At 61.9% G+C, this 21,675-nt stretch carries 13 protein-coding genes; 7 read left to right on the top strand and 6 right to left on the bottom strand.

From position 1 onward, the window contains the following. The 3 genes from HBO24_RS06030 to putP all read right to left on the bottom strand — a co-directional run bounded on the left by HBO24_RS06030 (position 1) and on the right by putP (position 4,420). A complete protein-coding gene (locus tag HBO24_RS06030; RefSeq protein ID WP_120731354.1) occupies positions 1-711 on the bottom strand; it encodes a DUF4123 domain-containing protein in 711 nt (236 codons plus the stop codon). Next, positions 711-2,747, bottom strand: a complete 2,037-nt coding sequence (locus HBO24_RS06035; protein ID WP_170059420.1) for a type VI secretion system tip protein VgrG — start codon at positions 2,745-2,747, stop codon at positions 711-713. Before HBO24_RS06035 ends, HBO24_RS06030 begins: the two co-directional genes overlap by 1 nt. A gap of 188 nt (positions 2,748-2,935) precedes the next feature. Further along, positions 2,936-4,420, bottom strand: coding sequence for a sodium/proline symporter PutP (gene putP / locus HBO24_RS06040; RefSeq protein WP_115127223.1), 1,485 nt, complete (start codon positions 4,418-4,420; stop codon positions 2,936-2,938). Between the two features lie 458 nt (positions 4,421-4,878). Between putP and putA the strand changes: the two genes are divergently transcribed. Together putA and HBO24_RS06050 are read left to right on the top strand one after the other, a co-directional pair. Continuing rightward, positions 4,879-8,832, top strand: a complete 3,954-nt coding sequence (gene putA / locus HBO24_RS06045) for a trifunctional transcriptional regulator/proline dehydrogenase/L-glutamate gamma-semialdehyde dehydrogenase (protein WP_170059421.1) — start codon at positions 4,879-4,881, stop codon at positions 8,830-8,832. A gap of 221 nt (positions 8,833-9,053) precedes the next feature. Beyond that, positions 9,054-10,856, top strand: coding sequence for an acyl-CoA dehydrogenase (locus HBO24_RS06050; RefSeq protein ID WP_170059422.1), 1,803 nt, complete (start codon positions 9,054-9,056; stop codon positions 10,854-10,856). On the opposite strand, the gene HBO24_RS06055 is transcribed toward HBO24_RS06050, so the two are convergent. Next, the gene (locus tag HBO24_RS06055) at positions 10,857-11,150 is read right to left on the bottom strand and encodes a cell division protein ZapA (RefSeq protein WP_057437293.1); all 294 of its coding nucleotides are present in this window, start codon (positions 11,148-11,150) and stop codon (positions 10,857-10,859) included. Next, positions 11,147-11,377, bottom strand: a complete 231-nt coding sequence (locus HBO24_RS06060; protein WP_029299225.1) for a hypothetical protein — start codon at positions 11,375-11,377, stop codon at positions 11,147-11,149. Before HBO24_RS06060 ends, HBO24_RS06055 begins: the two co-directional genes overlap by 4 nt. A gap of 275 nt (positions 11,378-11,652) precedes the next feature. Here HBO24_RS06060 and HBO24_RS06065 point away from each other — a divergent pair, with 275 nt between their 5' ends. The 5 genes from HBO24_RS06065 (at position 11,653) to trxC (ending at position 20,816) form a co-directional block, all read left to right on the top strand. After that, positions 11,653-13,278: a methyl-accepting chemotaxis protein gene (locus HBO24_RS06065; protein ID WP_057437287.1), complete on the top strand. Its 1,626-nt coding sequence runs from the start codon at positions 11,653-11,655 to the stop codon at positions 13,276-13,278. Between the two features lie 163 nt (positions 13,279-13,441). Next, a complete protein-coding gene (locus HBO24_RS06070; protein ID WP_115127220.1) occupies positions 13,442-15,184 on the top strand; it encodes a potassium/proton antiporter in 1,743 nt (580 codons plus the stop codon). A gap of 70 nt (positions 15,185-15,254) precedes the next feature. Continuing rightward, complete coding sequence (gene mscK, locus HBO24_RS06075; protein ID WP_170059423.1) at positions 15,255-18,593, top strand: mechanosensitive channel MscK; 3,339 nt, start codon at positions 15,255-15,257, stop codon at positions 18,591-18,593. A gap of 48 nt (positions 18,594-18,641) precedes the next feature. Further along, a complete protein-coding gene (locus tag HBO24_RS06080; RefSeq protein ID WP_170059424.1) occupies positions 18,642-20,105 on the top strand; it encodes a protein adenylyltransferase SelO in 1,464 nt (487 codons plus the stop codon). 276 nt (positions 20,106-20,381) lie between these two features. Further along, positions 20,382-20,816 carry a thioredoxin TrxC gene (trxC, locus tag HBO24_RS06085; protein ID WP_057437277.1) on the top strand — a complete coding sequence of 145 codons (435 nt, stop codon included), beginning with the start codon at positions 20,382-20,384 and terminating at the stop codon, positions 20,814-20,816. A gap of 81 nt (positions 20,817-20,897) precedes the next feature. On the opposite strand, the gene HBO24_RS06090 is transcribed toward trxC, so the two are convergent. Then, positions 20,898-21,668 carry a ParA family protein gene (locus HBO24_RS06090; RefSeq protein WP_170059425.1) on the bottom strand — a complete coding sequence of 257 codons (771 nt, stop codon included), beginning with the start codon at positions 21,666-21,668 and terminating at the stop codon, positions 20,898-20,900. Positions 21,669-21,675: the final 7 nt, after the last annotated feature.

A 21,675-nucleotide genomic window follows, 5' to 3' on the forward strand; every position in this document is an offset into this window, starting at 1 on the left:
TCAACCCCGCTCGCCGGCCAGATAGGCAATCAATGCCTGCTGCCCGGCGTAGGGCGGGCGCACAAAGTACGCGACCTTGTGCTGCAAGGTCGCTGGCGCGAAGGCGTCGTGCACGTCGGGATGCTCCTGGGCCAGCCATTGCAACAGGTTATCCACCAGGGTCACGCTGGACTGTTCGCCAAGCTGCTTGAGTAACGTGGGGGGCACCTCCCACCAGGGACTTTTCCTCGCCACCCCCACTACCGTGGCCGGCACTTCCTGGAGCTGGCCGTTGATCCAGTAGCGTCGAAATACCGCAAGCACCTCCCCCGCACCAGGCCCCAGCCCTTGCAGGATCGGCAGCAGATAACCACCATCCCAGAAGCGGAAAAACACTTCCTGCCCCTCGGGCAAGCGCACCTTGGTCAGGCTGGCGAGATGTTCGACCACCGTGGGCAGCGGGCTGGAGGAAACGGCCAACCAACCCCAATCGGTAGCCGCGCATTCGGCCACCCAGTCGAGAAACCCACTGCTCTCGCTGACCAATGCCACATAGGGCATCACCTCAGCCCAGGCGGCGTACTCGCTGCCGGCCCACACCGGGCTCAACGGCCCGCCATCTGCCTGGCGCCAGGCCGCCACCGGCTGACACTCACTGGTACTGGCCAGGATGACAAACAGCTGCTCGCCATCCTGCAGCGGCTCCTGGGCCAGCCACTCACGGGGGGTCATCAGCGCAAGCCCCCCACTCGATGCTGCGGAGTGTCGCAGACGCCATTTTTGCAGCGCTCACACTCCTCACAGAACGGCGCACTGCGCTTGAAGCTGAACACCTGTGCGGCACTCAACGGTGCGGCCAACGCCGCCAGCAGGGTTTCCTGTCCCCCCGGACGCAGGGGTGATGGCGCCGTGGCAGCCGACGGCGCACCGCCCAACTGGATCGGTGTGCTGCTGAAAATCCCCCCGGCCGACAATGTGATCCATTGCCCACCGGCCTGCAGCGTCAGGCTGGCGCCGCCATCGACCACCATTTGCTGGCCTGCGCCGAGGCTGATCTGCTCGCCCGCCTGCAACGAATAGCGCGCCACTTGCACCTGCTGCTGCCCCGCGATCACCAGGTGATCGTCCTGCTTGAGTTCCGTCAGCCGGTTGCCGTGGGTAATCCGCTGCTCTTCGCCGTGCAACTCGTGGTGCGACTCGCCGCTTACCTGCACATGCCGCTGGTGATCCACCTGCAGGCGCAGATCGTGGAGCACGTGCTGGGTCCAGTCGCGCTGGGCACGCAGGTAGATCTGCTCGGCGCCCTTGCGGTCTTCGATGCGCAGCTCGTTATAGCCACCACCCCCAGGGCTGCTCTGGCTGCGGAAGACGCTGCGAGTCTTGTCCGCCGGCAGGTCGAGGGGCACTGGCGTCGCGCCATTGGCCAGGCAGCCGACCACCAGCGGCATATCGACATCGCCGTTGACGAACCCCACCAGCACTTCCATGCCCACCCGCGGGATCACCACGCTGCCGTAGTGCTCGTGGGCCCAGGCGCTGGCAACCCGCAGCCAGCAGCTGGAGTGTTCGCTGTATTGGCCGTGGCGATCCCAGGCCAGTTGCACCTTGACCCGGCCAAACTCATCGCAATGGATTTCGCTGTCGACCGGCCCGGTGACCACGGCGTTCTGAAAGCCTGCAACCGGCGCCCTCGCCGCAGGCAGCGGCGGGCGAAACGGCACGTCCCAGGGCGTGGCGAAGAACTCGTTGCGGTACCCCTGCTCATCCATCGCGCCGACGGACTCCTCCAGCACTTGCGGTTGCCGGCCCTGGTGGATCACCCGCGTCACCAGCCACAGGCCATTCCATGCCTGGCGCGGATGGTCGGCCAGTGTGAGGAACTGTCCGCTGACCAGCGCCGTCTGGTCGCCCTCGCCGTGGGCTTGCCGCTGGTCGCTGCGATGACGCTCCAGCGCCCGCTGCGCCAGGTGCTTGCCGTGGGTACGGTCGGTGAAGTGCCCAGGGTAGCCCTGGGCCTCCAGCGGGGGTAGCTGCTCACCGAGGGTGGCGCTTTCCAGCACCAGACGCGGCTTGCGAAAATCATAGTCGCGCAGGTTGACCCCGGTAGTCCGCGCCTCCAGGCGCACCGTGAAACGCTTGATCACTGGCGCCGCCGCCACCATGCCCGAACCTGGCGCATAGCCCGTCGGCTGGGCTGCCTGGGTAAATACCGTCTGATCATCGCCGAACACCAGCAGATGCCCGTCCGGCCGGTGCTGAAAGTGATAGTGAATCCCCAGTTCGGCGCATAGCCGCTGGATAAATGCCAGGTCGGTTTCATCGAACTGCACGCAGTACTCGCGCTCGGGATAGGTCGCGCCCAGTCGCCACTCAAAGGCATCGCGCTGGATGCCCTGCCCCTCCAGCACCAGGCTGACAATCTGCGGCACCGTCTTGTGCTGGAAAATGCGTTGCCGGGCACTGTGTTGCAGATAGGCCAACTGCGGCACCAGGCTCAATTGATAATGGGTCAGGCGCCGGCCCGAGTCACCTTGCGCGACCCGCTGGATTTGCCCATGGATGCCATGGCCCTGGGCATCAAAGGCGAGAAAGGCCTGGCGGTGCAGGAGGTTTTCCAGATCCAGGTCCGGCTGTTCGCTGACCAATTCAAGATCGAAACGATAGGGCTGGCTGATAGCCTCCTCGCCCCTGAACGCCAGGACCTTGAGATCGCTGGGCTGGCCATCGACGGTCAGGCTAAACGCACTTTGATTGGCAGGAGCGAACATTCGGTGTTTCTCTGCAAGTGGAGGGCCTGGGATTCTGCACCAGCCATTTGCCGAGCTGCGTACGCTGCAGGCAATTCAGTTAATCCCTACAACGCAGGCTCCATCGTCGCACCCAAAAAAAACGGCCCGACATCCAGGGATGCGGGCCGCTTTCAGTTCAGCAGGCCATCAAGGCCTGCATGAACGCCTCACTTGTTGAGGTTGTAGTCTTTCTCGGCAGCGGTGAAGCGCTCAACCATACCGGCAGTCGGGGCGCCCATCTTGCTCACGAAGTAGATCGCCAGGCTGGCGAACAGGAAGCCTGGGATGATTTCGTACAGACCCAGCAGCTCGAAGTGTTTCCACACGATCACGGTGATCGCGCCGACCAGGATACCGGCCAGTGCGCCGTTGCGGGTCATGCCTTTCCACAGGACCGAGATCAGGACCACAGGACCGAACGCGGCGCCGAAGCCGGCCCAGGCGTAGCTCACCAGGCCCAGTACACGGTTTTCCGGGTTGGCAGCCATCGCAATGGCGATCAACGCAACCACCAGCACCATGATCCGGCCGACCCATACCAGCTCAAGCTGGGACGCGCCCTTGCGCAGGAACGCCTTGTAGAAGTCTTCGGTCAGGGCGCTGGAGCACACCAGCAACTGGCAGCTCAGGGTGCTCATCACGGCAGCCAGGATGGCCGACAGCAGCACGCCAGCAACCCAAGGGTTGAACAGCAGCTTGGCCAGTTCGATGAACACACGCTCTGGGTTTTCGGTCACGGGACCAGCGACTTCCGGGTGCGCCGAGAAGTAGGCAATACCGAAGAAGCCTACGGCCACGGTGCCGGCCAGGCACAGGATCATCCAGGTCATGGAGATACGACGTGCATTGGCAATCGACTTGACCGAATCCGCCGCCATGAAACGCGCGAGGATGTGCGGCTGGCCGAAGTAGCCCAGGCCCCAGCCCATCAGCGAGATGATGCCGATGAAGGTGGTGTTTTTCAGCATGTCGAAGCTGGTTGGATCCTTCGCTTCAATAGCCAGGAAGGTGGTATCGACACCGCCGGTGGCCAGCAGCACGATGATGGGCGTCAGGATCAACGCGAAGATCATCAGGGTGGCTTGTACGGTATCTGTCCAGCTTACTGCCAGGAAACCACCGATAAAGGTGTAGGCAATCGTCGCCGCAGCACCGGCCCACAGCGCCGTCTCGTAGGACATGCCGAAGGTGCTTTCGAACAGACGGGCACCGGCCACGATGCCGGAAGCGCAGTAGATGGTGAAGAACACCAGGATCACTACCGCCGAGATAATCCGCAGCAGGCCGCTCTTGTCTTCAAAACGGCTGGAGAAGTAGTCCGGCAGGGTCAAGGCGTCGCCGTTGTGTTCGGTCTGCACGCGCAGGCGACCTGCCACAAACAGCCAGTTCAGGTAAGCACCGACGATCAGGCCGATGGCGATCCAGCTTTCCGACAGGCCCGACATGTAGATGGCACCTGGCAGGCCCATCAACAACCAGCCGCTCATATCCGAAGCGCCAGCCGAGAGTGCGGTGACGACGCTGCCGAGGCTGCGACCACCGAGGATGTAATCGGAAAGGTTATTGGTGGAGCGATAGGCCATGAGACCGATCAGCACCATTGCCGCGATGTAGATCACAAATGTGATCAAGGTTGGATTACTTACGCTCATTGAGTTACGCCCTGGCTTTGTTTTTATGTAGCGGCGGTCTGTCAGGCCATCTACAACCGAGTAGTGTGTAGACGAAGCTGCGTGCCGCGCATTTATGACTGACGTTTCCCCAGGAAAGCCATCAGCCGATGAACCGAACCCTAGGGTTGGTTGCACCTTGGGCGTGAATGCTATTCAACAAAGCAAATAAGGTGCAACCAGTTTCGTGAGAATTAGTTGCACCCTGGTGCGTTTTTCGGCAAACGGCGGTTTTTTGCTCCTTTTCGGAGCAAGAACAGCCAAATCCAGAAGCAAATGCACCAATATTCAGCCGATTTGGTCGAGTGAAAATGATTTCTGACGAGCAGCGTGAATTTCATGAAGAAAATGGGTTGCACCCGGTTGCACCTCGTACGGCGCAAAGCTAATCTTGCCGCCAGCTGATGCCACACAGTAGTGGCACCCATGAGGATAAAAATATGGCTACGACCACCCTTGGGGTCAAACTCGATGACCCAACCCGCGAACGCCTCAAGGCCGCCGCGACCTCCATTGATCGCACGCCGCACTGGCTGATCAAGCAGGCAATTTTCAATTACCTGGAGAAACTCGAGGGTGGTGCAACCCTGACCGAGCTCAACGGTTCGGGCCTCAAGGACGCAGACGACGCGGGCGAGGTGCACAACGACCACGCTCACCAGTGCTTCCTCGAATTTGCCGAAAGCATCCTGCCGCAATCGGTGCTGCGCGCCTCGATCACCGCCGCTTACCGCCGCCCCGAGCCGGAAGTGGTGCCGATGCTGATCGAGCAGGCTCGCCTGCCGGCCCAGATGGCCGAAGCCACCAACAAGCTGGCCGCCTCGATTGCCGAAAAACTGCGTAACCAGAAGAGCGCCGGCGGCCGTGCCGGTATCGTCCAGGGCCTGTTGCAGGAATTTTCCCTGTCGTCCCAGGAAGGCGTGGCCCTGATGTGCCTGGCCGAAGCGCTGCTGCGGATCCCCGACAAGGGCACCCGTGACGCGCTGATCCGCGACAAGATCAGCACCGGCAACTGGCAGCCGCACCTGGGCAACAGCCCATCGTTGTTCGTCAACGCCGCCACCTGGGGCCTGCTGCTGACCGGTAAACTGGTCGCCACCCACAATGAGGCCGGCCTGACCTCCTCCCTGAGCCGCATTATCGGCAAGAGCGGCGAGCCGATGATCCGCAAGGGCGTCGACATGGCCATGCGCCTGATGGGCGAGCAGTTCGTCACCGGCGAAACCATCGCCGAAGCCCTGGCCAATGCGAGCAAGTTCGAAGCCAAGGGCTTCCGCTACTCCTACGACATGCTCGGTGAAGCTGCACTGACCGAACACGACGCACAGAAGTACCTGGCCTCGTATGAACAAGCCATTCACTCCATCGGCAAAGCCTCTCACGGCCGTGGGATTTATGAAGGCCCGGGCATCTCCATCAAGCTGTCGGCCCTGCACCCGCGCTACAGCCGCGCCCAGTACGAGCGCGTGATGGACGAGCTGTACCCGCGCCTGCTGTCCCTGACGCTGCTGGCCAAGCAATACGACATCGGCCTGAACATCGACGCCGAAGAAGCCGACCGTCTGGAGCTGTCCCTGGACCTGCTCGAGCGCCTGTGCTTCGAGCCGCAACTGACCGGCTGGAACGGTATCGGTTTCGTGATCCAGGCTTACCAGAAGCGCTGCCCGTACGTGATCGACTACGTGATCGACCTGGCACGCCGCAGCCGTCACCGCCTGATGATCCGCCTGGTAAAAGGCGCGTACTGGGACAGCGAAATCAAACGCGCCCAGGTCGAAGGCCTGGAAGGCTACCCGGTCTACACCCGCAAGGTGTACACCGACGTTTCCTACATCGCCTGCGCACGCAAGCTGCTGTCGGTACCGGAAGTCATCTACCCGCAGTTCGCCACGCACAACGCCCACACCCTGTCGGCCATCTATCACATCGCCGGCCAGAACTATTACCCCGGTCAGTACGAGTTCCAGTGCCTGCACGGCATGGGTGAACCGCTGTATGAACAAGTTGTAGGCAAAGTTTCCGAAGGCAAGCTGAACCGTCCATGCCGCGTGTACGCGCCGGTCGGCACCCACGAAACCCTGCTGGCCTACCTGGTGCGTCGCCTGCTGGAAAACGGCGCCAACACCTCGTTCGTCAACCGTATCGCCGACCAATCCATCTCGATCCAGGAGCTGGTGGCCGATCCAGTGGCCAGCATCGAGCAGATGGCGACGCTGGAAGGCGGCTTCGGCCTGCCGCACCCGCGTATCCCACTGCCACGCGACCTGTATGGCAGCGAGCGCGCCAACTCGGCCGGTATCGACCTGGCCAACGAACATCGCCTGGCGTCGCTGTCCTGCGCCTTACTGGCCACCGCGCACAACAACTGGAAGGCCGCGCCGATGCTCGGTTGCGCGTCCAGCAATGAAGCCGCTGTGCCGGTGCTGAACCCGTCCGACCTGCGTGATGTGGTTGGTCACGTCCAGGAAGCCACGGTCGAAGACGTCGACAACGCTATCCAGTGCGCCCTGAATGCCGCACCGATCTGGCAGGCCACCCCGCCGGCCGAACGCGCCGCGATCCTCGAACGTGCCGCCGACTTGATGGAAGGCGAGATCCAGCCACTGATGGGCCTGCTGGCCCGTGAAGCCGGCAAGACCTTCGCCAACGCCATCGCCGAAGTGCGTGAAGCCGTGGACTTCCTGCGTTATTACGCGGTGCAGGCGCGTAACGATTTCACCAACGACGCCCACCGCCCACTGGGCCCGGTGGTGTGCATCAGCCCGTGGAACTTCCCGCTGGCGATCTTCAGCGGCCAAGTCGCCGCCGCACTAGCCGCCGGTAACCCGGTATTGGCCAAGCCGGCCGAACAGACCCCGCTGGTTGCCGCGCAAGCCGTGCGCCTGCTGCTCGAAGCTGGCATTCCGGAAGGCGTGCTGCAACTGCTGCCGGGCCAGGGCGAAAGCGTTGGTGCCCGCCTGGTGGGTGATGATCGCGTCAAAGGCGTGATGTTCACCGGCTCCACCGAAGTGGCGCGCCTGCTGCAACGCAATGTCGCCGGACGCCTGGATGCCCAGGGCCGCCCAATCCCGCTGATCGCCGAAACCGGTGGCCAGAACGCGATGATCGTCGACTCCTCGGCTCTGACCGAACAGGTGGTGATCGACGTCGTCTCCTCGGCCTTCGACAGTGCCGGCCAGCGTTGCTCGGCCCTGCGTGTACTGTGCCTGCAGGAAGATTCGGCAGACCGCGTCATCGAAATGCTCAAGGGTGCCATGGCCGAATGCCGTCTCGGCAACCCGGAGCGCCTGTCTGTGGATATCGGCCCGGTAATCGACGCCGAAGCCAAGGCGGGCATCGAGAAGCACATCCAGGCCATGCGCGACAAAGGCCGTACCGTGTACCAGGTGGCAATTGCCGACAGCGAAGAAATCAAGCGCGGCACTTTCGTGATGCCAACCCTGATCGAACTGGAAAGCTTCGACGAGCTGCAACGGGAGATCTTCGGCCCGGTCCTGCACGTGGTGCGCTACAAGCGTAAGGAGATCGACCAGTTGATCGGTCAGATCAATGCTTCTGGCTACGGTCTGACCCTGGGCGTGCACACCCGTATCGACGAGACCATCGCCAAGGTGATCGACAACGTCCATGCCGGTAACGTCTACGTTAACCGCAACATCGTCGGTGCCGTGGTCGGCGTGCAGCCATTCGGTGGCGAAGGCCTGTCGGGTACCGGCCCGAAAGCCGGTGGCCCGCTGTACCTGTACCGCCTGCTGTCGACCCGTCCTACCGATGCGATCGAGCAATCCTTCGTACGGGGTGATGCACTGGCCGCACCGGATGTGCGCCTGCGTGACGCCATGAGCCAACCGCTGAGTGCCCTGAAAACCTGGGCCGACGGCAACAAGTTCAGCGAACTGAGCGCCCTGTGCAGCCAGTTCGCCGCGCAATCGCAAAGCGGTATCACCCGCCTGCTGGCTGGCCCGACCGGCGAGCGCAACAGCTACGCCATCCTGCCCCGCGAGCACGTGCTGTGCCTGGCGGACGTAGAAGGCGATCTGCTGGCGCAACTGGCGGCCGTACTGGCTGTGGGTAGCTCGGCAGCGTGGCCGGAGTCTGACCTGACCAAGGCGCTGTTCCCACGGCTGCCGAAGGAAGTTCAGGCGAAGATCCAGCGTGTAGCCGATTGGACCAAGGACGAAGTGATCTTCGACGCCGTCCTGCACCACGGCGATTCCGACCAACTGCGTGGGGTTTGCCAGCAAGTGGCGCAGCGCAGCGGCGCGATTGTCGGGGTCAATGGCCTGTCCTCGGGCGAAACCAACATTGCGTTGGAGCGCCTGGTGATCGAGCGTGCGTTGAGCGTCAACACCGCTGCGGCGGGTGGTAACGCGAGCCTGATGACTATCGGCTAGTCACCACCGAGCACTCCCACGCTCTGCGTGGGAGTGCAGCCCAGGACACTCCGCGTCCGCGACGCAGAGCGTCGCAAGAGGCGTTCCCACGCAGAGCGTGGGAACGATCTTGTACATCCATCCTGCCTTTGTTTTGCTGCTCCATCACCCAGATCAATCTTGCTATCGCGCCTCTATTCGCGCACTTAGACTGCGGCCTATTCCCAAATAGGTAAGCCGCCATGTCCGAGACGCTCCTCAGTTCCCGCAATCTGGCTTTCGAGCTGTATGAAGTCCTCGATGCCGAGGGCCTGACCCAGCGCGAGCGGTTTGCCGAACACTCTCGCGAAACCTTCGATGCCGCCATCGGCACCGCCCGCCACATCGCCGAAAAGTACTTCGCCCCCCACAACCGCAAGGGCGACGAGAACGAGCCACGCTACGAAGACGGCCAGGCGATCCTGATCCCGGAAGTGAAACCTGCCGTGGATGCCTTCCTCGAAGCCGGCTTTCTCAATGCGGCGCGCAGTTTTGAAGCCGGTGGCATGCAACTGCCGACGCTGCTGTCCCAGGCCTGTTTTGCGCACTTTCAGTCAGCCAATGCGGCTTCCACCTCGTACCCGTTCCTGACCATGGGCGCGGCCAACCTGATCGAAAGTTTTGGCACCGAAGAGCAGAAGCAACGCTTTCTGCAACCGATGATCGAGGGCCGCTTCTTCGGCACCATGGCCTTGACCGAACCCCATGCCGGCTCGTCACTGTCGGATATCCGCACCCGCGCCGAGCCGGCGGCGGATGGCACCTACCGCCTCAAGGGCAACAAGATCTTTATCTCCGGTGGCGATCACCCGCTGTCGGAAAACATCGTGCACATGGTCTTGGCCAAACTGCCGGACGCGCCCGCCGGGGTGAAGGGCATTTCGCTGTTTATCGTGCCCAAGTTCCTGGTCAACGACGACGGCAGCCTGGGCCCGCGCAATGATGTGCTGCTGGCCGGGCTGTTCCACAAGATGGGCTGGCGTGGTACCACCTCCACCGCGCTGAACTTCGGCGATAATGGCGAGTGTGTCGGCTATCTGGTGGGCAAGCCGCACCAGGGTCTGGCCTGTATGTTCCAGATGATGAACGAGGCGCGGATTGGGGTCGGCATGGGTGCAGTGATGCTCGGTTACGCCGGTTACCTGTACTCCCTGGAATACGCCCGGGAACGCCCGCAAGGCCGCCTGCCCGACAGCAAAGACCCGAACACCGCACCGGTGTCGATCATCCAGCACGCTGATATCAAGCGCATGTTGCTTACGCAAAAAGCCTATGTAGAAGGCGCCTTCGACCTGGGCCTATATGCCGCGCGCCTGTTCGATGACACGACCACCCTGGACAGCGAAACCGGGCGCAGGCAGGCCCATGAGTTGCTGGACCTGCTGACCCCGATCGTCAAATCCTGGCCCTCGGAGTTCTGCCTGAAGGCCAACGAGCTGGCGATCCAGATTCTCGGCGGCCACGGCTACACCCGCGAATATCCGGTGGAGCAGTACTACCGCGACAACCGCCTGAACCCGATCCACGAAGGCACCCACGGCATCCAGTCCCTGGACCTGCTGGGACGCAAGCTTGCGCAAAATGGCGGTTCGGGCCTGAAGCAGTTGATTCGCCTGATCGCCGAGACCGGCGCACGGGCCCAGCAATACCCGTCACTCACGGCCATGCGCGAACCGCTGGAGCAGTTGGTGGCGCGCCTGCAAAGCGTAACCCTGGGGCTGTTGACGGATCTCGCCCAGGGCAAGGTCAACAGCAGCCTGGCGAACTCGGCGCTGTACCTGAAAGTGTTTGGGCATACGGTGATTGGCTGGCGCTGGCTGGAACAGGCGATCCGCGCCGAAGAAGGGCTGGCCAGGGGCAATGCGGCGGATGCGGCCTTCTATAAAGGCAAGCTGCAAGCGGCCCGGTACTTCCTGACGTGGGAAGTACCGGGCTGCCATCATGAACTGTCGATCCTGCAGGCGCGGGACGATACGTGCCTGGCCATGCAGGATGAATGGTTCTGATCAGGGCTGGCCGATAGCCTTGGCAATCACATCGACCGTGGCGCTGACTTGCTCTTGGTAACGGTCGAGTTCCTGCTGGTGACGCTGCTGCATGTCGATCTGCTCGGCACATAGATTCAGCGCCGCCAGCACCAGCAGCTTGTCGCCGATCAGGGTCGGGTACTTCTGCTTGGTGGTTGCCAGGGACGCCTTGAGCAGGGTCACGGCCTTGAGCAGGGTGCTGTCTTCCCCATCCGGGGCCTTGATCGAGTAATCCTCACCGAGAATCGAAACGACCTTTATCCCTTCACTCATGCGCTGACAGGACCTGCGCTCACACGCTCAACCAACGCCTGGATACGGGCTGCGGTGGCGCCCTGCTTTTCTTCCTGTTCCATCAGGTTCAGTTGCAAGCTGTCGTTCTCATCCTTGGCGCGGGCCAGCTCGGCCTTGAGGGATTCGTTGGTGCCCAGCAGTGCTTGATTCTGCTGCACCAGGTCACTGACCAGTTGTTCCAGTTGGCTGAGGGATGTTTCTAACATTTTGAATTCTCGGGCTTTTTCAAAGGGCGGTGACGATAAAGAAAATTCACCGTGGAAGCCAGGGTTATCCTGGCGCGCAGCCCCGATTTCACGGGTCAGGCCACGCTGTGGAGCCTTAGTGACTGCATTTACGCCATCTGGTTCCGGAATCCATTCCAATCCGCGCAAGGTGCGACAAAAGCGCGCACCCCCTCAAGACTTTAGTCGTACGTCCGATAGGTCTTGCTTACCCCGCCTCAAAGCCGCACGGATCGCGCCTCTCCCAGGACCGCTGCATGTCTCTTCGTAATATGAATATCGCGCCGCGCGCGTTTCTCGGCTTCGCGTGCATTGGTGCGCTGATGTTGTTTCTCGGTGTTTTTGCGCTGAATCAGATGGGCAAGATCCGTGGCGCGACCGAAGACATCACCCTCAGAAGTGTGCCGAGCATTCGCGCCCTCGACGACTTCACCCAACTGACCCTGCGCCTGCGTGTGTTGTCCTACCGACTGCTGACCAACCGCGAGCCCGAGGTTCAACAGAAAACCCTGGAAGCCTTTGAACTGCGCAACCAGCAGATCCGTGCCGCCCAGAGCGTGTATGAAAAGCTGATCGACAGCCGCGAGGAGCGCTCGGCCTACGACGATTATGTGCGCCTGCTGGGCCAGTACCGGCAGATCGAAGAGCGGATGAAGAGCCTGTCGCGCAACAATCAGATCGAAGAGCTGCGCACCTTGCTCAACACCGAACTGCTGAGCAACTCCGAGGCAGTCAACACGGTGCTGACGCGCCTGCTGGACATCAACAATTCGATGGCCAACGACAGCAACCAGAAAGCCGCCGAGCAATATGATTCGGCCTTCGGCCTGGTGGTCGCCCTGCTGGTGCTGGCCACGGCGCTGACCATGCTATTTGCCTGGCTGCTGACCCGCAGCATCACCCTGCCCATCGCCCAGGCCCTGGACGCGGCCGAGAACATTGCCGAGGGCAACCTGACCCAGCCGATCAAGGTCGATGGCGATGACGAAGCCGGCCGCCTGTTGCGCGCGATGAATAAAATGCAGGAGAAATTGCGCGACACCCTGCAGCGCATTTCCGGCTCGGCCACCCAACTGGCCTCGGCTGCCGAAGAACTGAACGCCGTCACCGATGAAAGCGCCCGTGGCCTGACCCAACAGAACAACGAGATCGAGCAGGCGGCCACCGCCGTCAACGAGATGACCAGCGCCGTCGAAGAAGTGGCGCGCAATGCCGTCAGCACTTCCGAAGCCTCGAAAAACGCCACCGCCTCGGCCGGCGATGGCCGCGACCTGGTGCAGGAAACCGTCAGCGCGATTGAGCGCATGAGCGGCGATGTGCAGGGCACCGCCACGCTGATCGGCGCCCTGGCCGAAGAGTCGCGGGATATCGGCAAGGTATTGGATGTGATTCGCGGCCTGGCCGACCAGACCAACCTGCTGGCCCTGAACGCCGCCATCGAAGCCGCGCGTGCCGGGGAAGCCGGGCGCGGGTTTGCCGTGGTTGCCGATGAAGTACGGGCCCTGGCCCATCGTACCCAGCAATCGACCAGTGAAATCGAGCGGATGATCGGCAGTATCCAGGCCGGCACCGAACAGGCAGTGGATTCGATGCGCAACAGCACCGAACGCGCCGAATCGACGCTCAATATCGCCAAAGGCGCGGGGATGTCCCTGGATACCATCAATAGCGCAATTATCGAGATCAACGAGCGCAACCTGGTGATCGCCAGCGCCGCAGAAGAGCAGGCGCAGGTCGCGCGGGAAGTGGACCGCAACCTGGTGAACATCCGCGACTTGTCGGTGCAGTCGGCCACCGGCGCCAGCCAGACCAGTGCGGCGAGCAGTGAGTTGTCGCGCCTGGCGGTGGATTTGAATGGGATGGTGGGTAGATTCCGTCTCTAACAGACGCTGCATCATAAATGTGTGAGCGGGCTTGCCCGCTCCCACATTGGTTCTGTGTAAACCTGAAAAGCTTTTTGACAGCGCAGCAATTCAACAGGTTAGAATCGCTGGCACGCAGACTGCATGGTCAGTCTGCGCCCGCCTTATTTTCGGAGTACTGCCTTTGAATGCGACGACCATCAACAGCCTGTTCTTGATCGGCGCGTTGCTGGTAAGTGCGAGCATTCTGGTGAGTTCTCTTTCGTCCCGCCTGGGGATCCCGATCCTGGTGATCATCCTGGCCGTGGGCATGCTGGCCGGCGTCGATGGCGGCGGGATCATTTTCGATAACTACCCAACCGCGTACCTGGTGGGCAACCTGGCATTGGCAGTGATCCTGCTCGATGGCGGCTTGCGGACCCGGGTCGCGAGTTTTCGCGTGGCACTGTGGCCAGCCCTGTCGCTGGCGACCGTGGGGGTGTTGATAACCACCGGCCTCACCGGTATGGCGGCGGCCTGGCTGTTCGACCTCAATATCATCCAGGGCCTGCTGATCGGCGCCATCGTCGGCTCCACCGATGCCGCCGCCGTGTTCTCGCTGCTGGGCGGCAAGGGCCTGAACGAACGGGTCAGTGCCAGCCTGGAAATCGAATCCGGCAGCAACGACCCGATGGCGGTGTTCCTCACCGTGACCCTGATCGACATGCTTGCCAGCGGCCAGACCGGCTTGCACTGGAGCCTGTTGACCCACCTGATCCGCGAGTTCGGCATCGGCGGCATTATCGGCCTGGGCGGCGGCTGGTTGATGCTGCAACTGGTCAACCGGATCAACCTGGCCAACGGTCTGTACCCGATCCTGGTGATCGCCGGCGGCCTGTTTGTCTTCGCCCTGACCAACGCCTTGCACGGCAGCGGCTTCCTCGCCGTGTACCTGTGCGGCCTGGTGATCGGCAACCGCCCGGTACGCAGCCGCCACGGCATCCTGCATATGCTCGACGGCATGGCCTGGCTGGCGCAGATCGGCATGTTCCTGGTGCTGGGCCTGCTGGTCACGCCCCATGACCTACTGCCCATCGCCCTGCCGGCCCTGGGCCTGGCGCTGTGGATGATCCTGTTTGCGCGGCCGCTGTCGGTGGCCGTCGGCCTGCTGCCGTTCAAGGCCTTCCATGGTCGCGAAAAAGTGTTTATCGCCTGGGTCGGCCTGCGCGGCGCGGTGCCGATCATTCTCGCGGTGTTCCCGTTGATGGCCGGCCTGCCCCACGCCCAGCTGTATTTCAACCTGGCGTTCTTTATCGTGCTGGTGTCGTTGCTGGTGCAAGGCACCAGCCTGCCGTGGGTCGCCAAGCTCTTGAAAGTGACGGTCCCGCCCGAGCCTGCGCCGATTTCCCGGGCAGCCCTGGAAGTGCACGTCACCAGCGAGTGGGAGCTGTTCGTCTACCGCCTGGGTGCGGAGAAATGGTGCATCGGCGCGGCCCTGCGCGAGCTGAAAATGCCCGAAGGCACGCGGATCGCCGCGTTGTTTCGTGGCCAGCAACTGCTCCATCCGTCGGGTAGTACGGTGCTGGAAGCCGATGACCTGCTGTGCGTGATCGGCCATGAACACAACCTCGCCGCCCTCGGCAAGCTGTTCAGCCAGGCACCACAACGGGGCCTGGACCTGCGCTTCTTCGGCGACTTCGTGCTGGAAGGCGACGCCCAGCTGGGCGCGGTTTCGGCGCTGTACGGGCTCAAGCTCGACGGCATCGACCCGGACATGCCACTGAGCAGCTTTATTACCCAGAAAGTCGGTGGCGCGCCGATTGTCGGCGACCAGGTGGAGTGGAACAACACCATTTGGACGGTTGCCGTGATGGACGGGAACAAGATCGGCAAAGTCGGCGTCAGATTCCCCGAAGGAAGTCGCCCGGGGCCCGGACTCTTCCTCTAAACTGCGGGGCGACGGTGTGCCAGTGGCCATCAGCACGCCCCCTATTCTTCATCTTGTTCGATCGGTCTCTATGACATTCCTGCGCACTTTTTTAGCCACTGCCCTGCTCGGTCTGACCCTCTGCGTCAGCCCCGTATATGCCGCCGCCCCGCCAAGCATCGAGAGCGTGCAACAGACCCTGGACAAGCTGCCTGACCGCAAACTGCCCGACGCCGACATGAAGGCGCTGCAAAATGTGTTGCAGCAGACCCTGACCCTGCTGGGCAACAAGCAGGATTACGAGCAACGCCTGACTGACCTCAAGCGTCAGCTCGAAGGCGCACCCCGCCAGACCACGGAAAACTCCCGTGAACTGGCCCGCCTCAAAAGCACCAAAGTGGTGCCTGTGGCCCAGCGCTACGCCAGCCTGCCGGTGCCGCAGCTCGAACAACTGCTGGTGCAGCGCAGCACCCAGCAGGGCGATCTGCAAAAGGAGTTGGCCGACGCCAACAGCCTGAGCATCGCCGCCCAGACCCGCCCCGAGCGCGCCCAGACCGAAATCAGCAACAGCCAGACGCGCATCCAGCAGATCAACGGCATCCTCAAGGCCGGCAAGGACAATGGCAAACCCCTCAACGGCGACCAGCGCAACCTGCTGAACGCCGAACTGGCGGCGCTCAATGCCTTGATCCCGCTGCGCCGCCAGGAGCTGGCGGGCAACAGCCAGCTGCAAGACCTGGGCAACAGCCAGCATGACCTGGCAGTGGAAAAAACCGCGCGCCTGGAGCAGGAAATCCAGGACCTGCAAACCCTGATCAACCAGAAACGCCTGGCCCAGTCCCAGGAAACCGTGACTCAGCAGTCCATCGAAGCGCAGAAGGCCGGCGGCAGCAGCCTGCTGACCACGGAAAGCGCGGCCAACCTGAAACTGTCCGACTACCTGCTCAGAAGCACCGACCGGCTCAACGAGCTGACCCAAGAGAACCTGAAAACCAAGCAGTTGCTGGACAGCATGACCCAGAGCGATTCGGCCCTGGACGAGCAGATCAACGTGCTCAAGGGCAGCCTGCTGCTGTCGAAAATTCTCTATCAACAGAAACAGGCCTTGCCGCGCCTGAAGGTCGACCGTGACCTGGCGGACGATATCGCCAACATTCGCCTGTACCAGTTCGAGGTCAACCAGCAGCGCGAACTGATCAACTCGCCAAGTGCCTACGTCGATAACTTGCTGGCCAACCAGCCCGAAGACCAGGTCACCCCGCAATTGCGCCGCACCCTGCTGGAATTGGCCGTGACCCGCAGCGACCTGCTCGAGCGCCTGAGCCGGGAACTGAGCGCACTGCTCAACGAATCCATCACCCTGCAACTGAACCAGAAACAGCTGCTCAGCACCGCCGCCAGCCTGCGCGCGACCCTCGACGAACAGATGTTCTGGATCCCCAGCAACAAACCGCTGGACGTCGAATGGCTGGAAGCCGTGCCCACCCGCCTGGAAAAACAGGTCAACACCCTGCCCTGGGCCTCCAGCCTCAGCGAACTGTATGACGGCCTGACCCAGCGCCCGCTGCTGTTCTTGCCCCTGCTGCTGTTGATCGGCGCGCTGCTATGGCGACGTAACAACCTGTACGAGCGGCTGAAAAAAATCCATATGGATATCGGTCACTTCAAACGTGACAGCCAGTGGCACACCCCGATCGCCATTCTGGTGAATATCCTGCTGGCCTTGCCGGTGACCCTCGGCCTGGCGCTGTGTGGCTACGCCCTGCAAATCGATGCCCGTGGGCAGAACGCCAACCTGGGCATGGCCCTGGTACAGATCGCCCAGGCGTGGTTAGTGTTCTACACCGCCTATCGCATCCTGGCGCCGGGCGGTGTGGCCGAACTGCATTTCCGCTGGGAAAAACCCCAGGTCGAATTCCTCCAGGGCTGGATCCGCAAACTGGGGCTGGTGGTGTTGGCGCTGGTGGCCGTGGTGTCCATCGCCGAACATCAGCCGGCGGCCCTGGCCAACGATGTGCTGGGGATCGCTGTGGTCCTGACCTGCTACGGGCTGATGGCCTGGCTGCTCAGTCGCCTGTTGCTCAATAGCCCGACCCATGAAAAGGCCTCGCTGTTTCGCAAGGTGGTCGGCGTGGCGTTTACCGCGCTGCCCATCGCGCTGTTTATTGCCGTGTGTTTTGGCTACTACTACACCGCGCTCAAACTCAGCGACCGCCTGATCAACACCCTGTACCTGCTGATGTTCTGGCTGGTGATCGAAGCCACCTTCGTCCGTGGCCTGGGTGTGGCCGCACGGCGCCTGGCCTACTCCCGGGCACTGGCCAAGCGCCAGGCGGCCAAGGAAGCCGGCGACGGCGAAGTGGTGATCGAGGAACCGACCCTGGATATCGAGCAGGTCAACGAGCAGTCCATGCGCCTGATTCGCCTGGCCTTGCTCGGCGGCTTTATCGCGGCGCTGTACTGGGTCTGGTCGGACCTGATCTCGGTGTTCTCCTACCTGGACAACATCACCCTCTACGAGTACACCAGCGGCACCGGCGCCAATATCAGCATGGTGCCCATCAGCATCGGCGACATGCTCGGCGCACTGATCATCATCGGCATCACCTTCGCCCTGGCGCGCAACCTGCCGGGCCTGCTGGAAGTGCTGGTGCTGTCCAAACTCGACCTGGCCCAGGGCAGTGCCTATGCCACCACCACCTTGCTGTCGTATGTGATTGCCGGTGTGGGCTTTGTGTCGACCCTGTCGACCCTCGGGGTCAGCTGGGACAAGTTGCAATGGCTGGTGGCCGCGCTGTCGGTGGGCCTGGGTTTCGGCATGCAGGAGATCTTCGCCAACTTTATCTCCGGCATCATGATCCTGTTCGAGCGCCCGGTGCGCATCGGCGACACCATTACCATCGGCAACCTGTCGGGGACGGTGAGCAAGATCCGCATCCGCGCCACCACCATCACCGACTTCGACCGCAAGGACATCATTGTCCCGAACAAAACCTTTATCACCGGGCAACTGATCAACTGGTCGCTGACCGACACCGTCACCCGGGTGACCCTCAAGCTTGGCGTGGACTACGGCTCCGACCTGGACCTGGTGAAGGAATTGTTGCTCAAGGCCGCCAGGGATAACCCACGGGTACTGAAAGACCCGGAACCCCTTGTGTACTTCCTGAACTTCGGCGAAAGCACCCTCGACCACGAATTGCGCATGCATGTGCGCGATCTGGGCGACCGCAACCCGGTGATTGATGAGGTCAACCGCTTTATCAACCGTGAGTTCAAGAAGCAGAGCATCAACATTTCGTTCCGCCAGATGGAGGTTTACCTGAAAAACCTGCACGGCCAGGAATACAAGCTGGTGGAAATCGAACCCCTGAGCAAGCCGGCGAATGACGGCTCGCCACAACCCACACCACCGGCCAAACTCGACTAACCGCGCTATCCCCAGCAGAATGCTCGGACATTCTGCTGGAGATGGCCGGTGAAAGCCCTCGACGACCTGACCTTCGACAACCGCTTCGCCCGCCTGGGCGATGGTTTCTCAACCCACGTATTGCCCGAGCCCATCGACGAGCCACGGCTGGTGGTGGCGAGCAACGCCGCCATGGCCCTGCTGGACCTCGACCCGGCCGTGGCCGACACCCCGGTGTTCGCCGAACTGTTCGGCGGCCACAAGCTGTGGGCCGAGGCTGAACCGCGGGCGATGGTCTATTCCGGGCATCAGTTTGGCTCTTACAACCCGCAACTGGGGGACGGCCGCGGCTTGCTGCTGGGCGAGGTGTATAACGCGGCGGGCGAGCACTGGGACTTGCACCTCAAGGGCGCCGGGCAAACGCCTTACTCGCGCATGGGCGATGGCCGCGCGGTGCTGCGTTCGTCGATCCGCGAGTTTCTCGCCTCCGAAGCCTTGCACGCCCTGGGCATCCCCAGCAGCCGCGCCCTGTGCGTGATCGGCTCCGACACCCCGGTATGGCGCGAGAAGCAGGAACGCGCGGCCATGGTGCTGCGCCTGGCGCCGAGCCATATCCGCTTTGGGCACTTCGAATACTTCTACTACACCCAGAAAACCGAGCTGCACCAGCAACTGGCCGAGCACGTGCTGAAGCTGCACTTTGCCCAATGCCAGGAACAACCCGAGCCCTACCTGGCAATGTTCCGCGAGATCGTCGAGCGCAATGCCGAGCTGATCGCCAAGTGGCAGGCCTATGGGTTTTGCCATGGGGTGATGAACACCGACAATATGTCGATCCTGGGGATTACCTTCGACTTCGGGCCGTTTGCCTTCCTCGATGACTTCGACGCCCACTTCATCTGCAACCACTCCGATCACGAAGGCCGCTATTCCTTCAGCAACCAGGTGCCCATCGGCCAGTGGAACCTCAGCGCCCTGGCCCAGGCGCTGACGCCATACATCAGCGTTGAAGCCCTGCGCGAGACCCTGGGCCTGTACCTGCCGCTGTACCAGGCCCACTACCTGGACCTGATGCGCCGTCGCCTGGGCCTGACCACCGCCGAGGACGATGACCAGAAACTGGTGGAGCGCCTGCTGCAATTGATGCAGAACAGTGGCGTGGACTACACCTTGTTCTTCCGCCATCTGGGCGACGAATCCGCCGCACTGGCCGTGGCGCGCCTGCGCGATGACTTTGTCGACCGCGCGGGCTTCGATGCCTGGGCCGACGCGTACAAGGCCCGGGTTGAGCGCGACGGTACTGGCAGCGAGGCAGAACGCCGCGAGCGCATGCACGCGGTCAACCCGCTGTATATCCTGCGCAACTACCTGGCACAAAACGCCATCACCGCCGCCGAGTCAGGCGACTACAGTGAAGTGCGAAGACTGCATGAAGTGTTGAGCACGCCATTTGAAGAGCAGCCGGGAATGGAACAGTACGCTCAGCGGCCGCCCGACTGGGGCAAGCATTTGGAGATCAGTTGTTCGTCCTAGCCCTGCTCAATCAATACGCTCATTTCCGGTCATTCCTTCCACTTGCCGTTATCGCATCTTGCTATGAGCGTTAGTCCCGGGATCAAGTTATCGCAGTATGCGATAAGCGTTCAGCAGACCAGTGGCGGTATCTCATACCTGCGTAGGCCGCCTGGAGACACCGTCAAACATGTGCACAAGCAAAAATGTGAGCGCATGCGTCGCTACCGCCTAACCTTGATAATTTTAGCCCTGGCTCCAAATAGTGTTCATTGGCAACGTCAACGGAACCCCACCATGTCCGATTCTCTTGTAATCCCCTGCCCACACTGCAACGGCCTCAACCGCATCCCCCACGAACGCCTGGGCGATACCCCGAAGTGCGGGCGCTGCAAGCAGCCGGTGTTGCTGAGCAAACCGTTTGAATTGAACCAGGGTGACTATTCCAGCCAGATCAAGGGCGATTTACCGCTACTGGTGGACGTGTGGGCCGCGTGGTGCGGGCCGTGCAAGGCGTTTGCGCCGGTGTTTGAACAGGCCGCCGGGCAGTTGGCCGGCAAGTGCCGGCTGGCCAAGCTCGATAGCGAGGCCAACCAGCAGCTTTCGGCACAATTGGGGATTCGCTCGATTCCCAGCCTGATCCTGTTCAAGAACGGCCGGGAAGTGGCGCGCCAGAGCGGGGCGTTTCCGTTACCGCAACTGATGAGCTGGTTGCGTAGCCAAGGGGTGTAACCCCAGATGACAGTGGGTCAGTTGATGCCTCTGCAAGCTGGCACCCCCTGATCGCAGGCTAGCCAGCTCCCACATTTCAGATCAGGCGTTTTCCAGCAAGTTGTGCAGTTCCACAAACTGCAGGGTCAGTTTGTGGTGCGGGTCCAGGTGGATCAGCGGTTTGCTTTCCTGATGGGACTCGCGCATGCGCACCGAGCTGGCCAGGTACACCGGCAGCACCGGCAGGCCTTCGGCAATCAACTCGTCCAGCATCTTCTGCGGCAGACTTGCCCGGGCCTGGAACTGGTTGACCACGATGCCTTCCACTTCGAGGCCTTCGTTGTGGTCCTCCTTGAGTTCTTCGATTTCCGCCAGCAGGCCATACAGCGCCTGCCGTGAGAAGCTGTCGCAGTCGAAAGGGATCAATACACGATCAGCGGCGATCAGCGCCGAAACCGCATAGAAGTTCAGGGCCGGCGGCGTATCCAGGTAAATCCGGTCGTAATCCTCGGACAATTCATCCAACAGCTTTCGCAACTTGTTGATCTTGTGCTTGGCCTCGAGCTTGGGCTGCAGGTCCGCCAGCTCTGCGGTGGCGGTGATGACATGCAGGTTGTCGAAGGGGGTTTCGTAGATATCCACCTGGTTTTTCTTCGAAAACGGCCCGGAAGACAGGGTCTGCTTGAAGAAGTCGGCAATGCCCATGGGAATATCGTCGCCCGTCAGCCCCGTCAGGTACTGGGTCGAGTTGGCCTGAGCATCGAGGTCCACCAACAGGGTTCGATAGCCTTCACTGGCACTGACCGCTGCCAGGTTGCAGGCGATGCTGGATTTGCCAACGCCGCCTTTTTGATTGAACACCACGCGCCGCATGGAAAAA

It is taken from the genome of Pseudomonas sp. WS 5410 (assembly GCF_012985645.1).
GTDB lineage: Bacteria > Pseudomonadota > Gammaproteobacteria > Pseudomonadales > Pseudomonadaceae > Aquipseudomonas > Aquipseudomonas shahriarae.

Coding starts and splice junctions, on each gene's coding strand:
- HBO24_RS06065 (WP_057437287.1), top strand. CDS start 11,653: ATGTCTCTTCGTAATATGAATATCGCGCCGCGCGCGTTTCTCGGCTTC.
- HBO24_RS06035 (WP_170059420.1), bottom strand. CDS start 2,747: ATGTTCGCTCCTGCCAATCAAAGTGCGTTTAGCCTGACCGTCGATGGC.
- HBO24_RS06050 (WP_170059422.1), top strand. CDS start 9,054: ATGTCCGAGACGCTCCTCAGTTCCCGCAATCTGGCTTTCGAGCTGTAT.
- putP (WP_115127223.1), bottom strand. CDS start 4,420: ATGAGCGTAAGTAATCCAACCTTGATCACATTTGTGATCTACATCGCG.
- mscK (WP_170059423.1), top strand. CDS start 15,255: ATGACATTCCTGCGCACTTTTTTAGCCACTGCCCTGCTCGGTCTGACC.
- HBO24_RS06060 (WP_029299225.1), bottom strand. CDS start 11,377: ATGTTAGAAACATCCCTCAGCCAACTGGAACAACTGGTCAGTGACCTG.
- HBO24_RS06090 (WP_170059425.1), bottom strand. CDS start 21,668: ATGCGGCGCGTGGTGTTCAATCAAAAAGGCGGCGTTGGCAAATCCAGC.
- trxC (WP_057437277.1), top strand. CDS start 20,382: ATGTCCGATTCTCTTGTAATCCCCTGCCCACACTGCAACGGCCTCAAC.
- putA (WP_170059421.1), top strand. CDS start 4,879: ATGGCTACGACCACCCTTGGGGTCAAACTCGATGACCCAACCCGCGAA.
- HBO24_RS06055 (WP_057437293.1), bottom strand. CDS start 11,150: ATGAGTGAAGGGATAAAGGTCGTTTCGATTCTCGGTGAGGATTACTCG.
- HBO24_RS06030 (WP_120731354.1), bottom strand. CDS start 711: ATGACCCCCCGTGAGTGGCTGGCCCAGGAGCCGCTGCAGGATGGCGAG.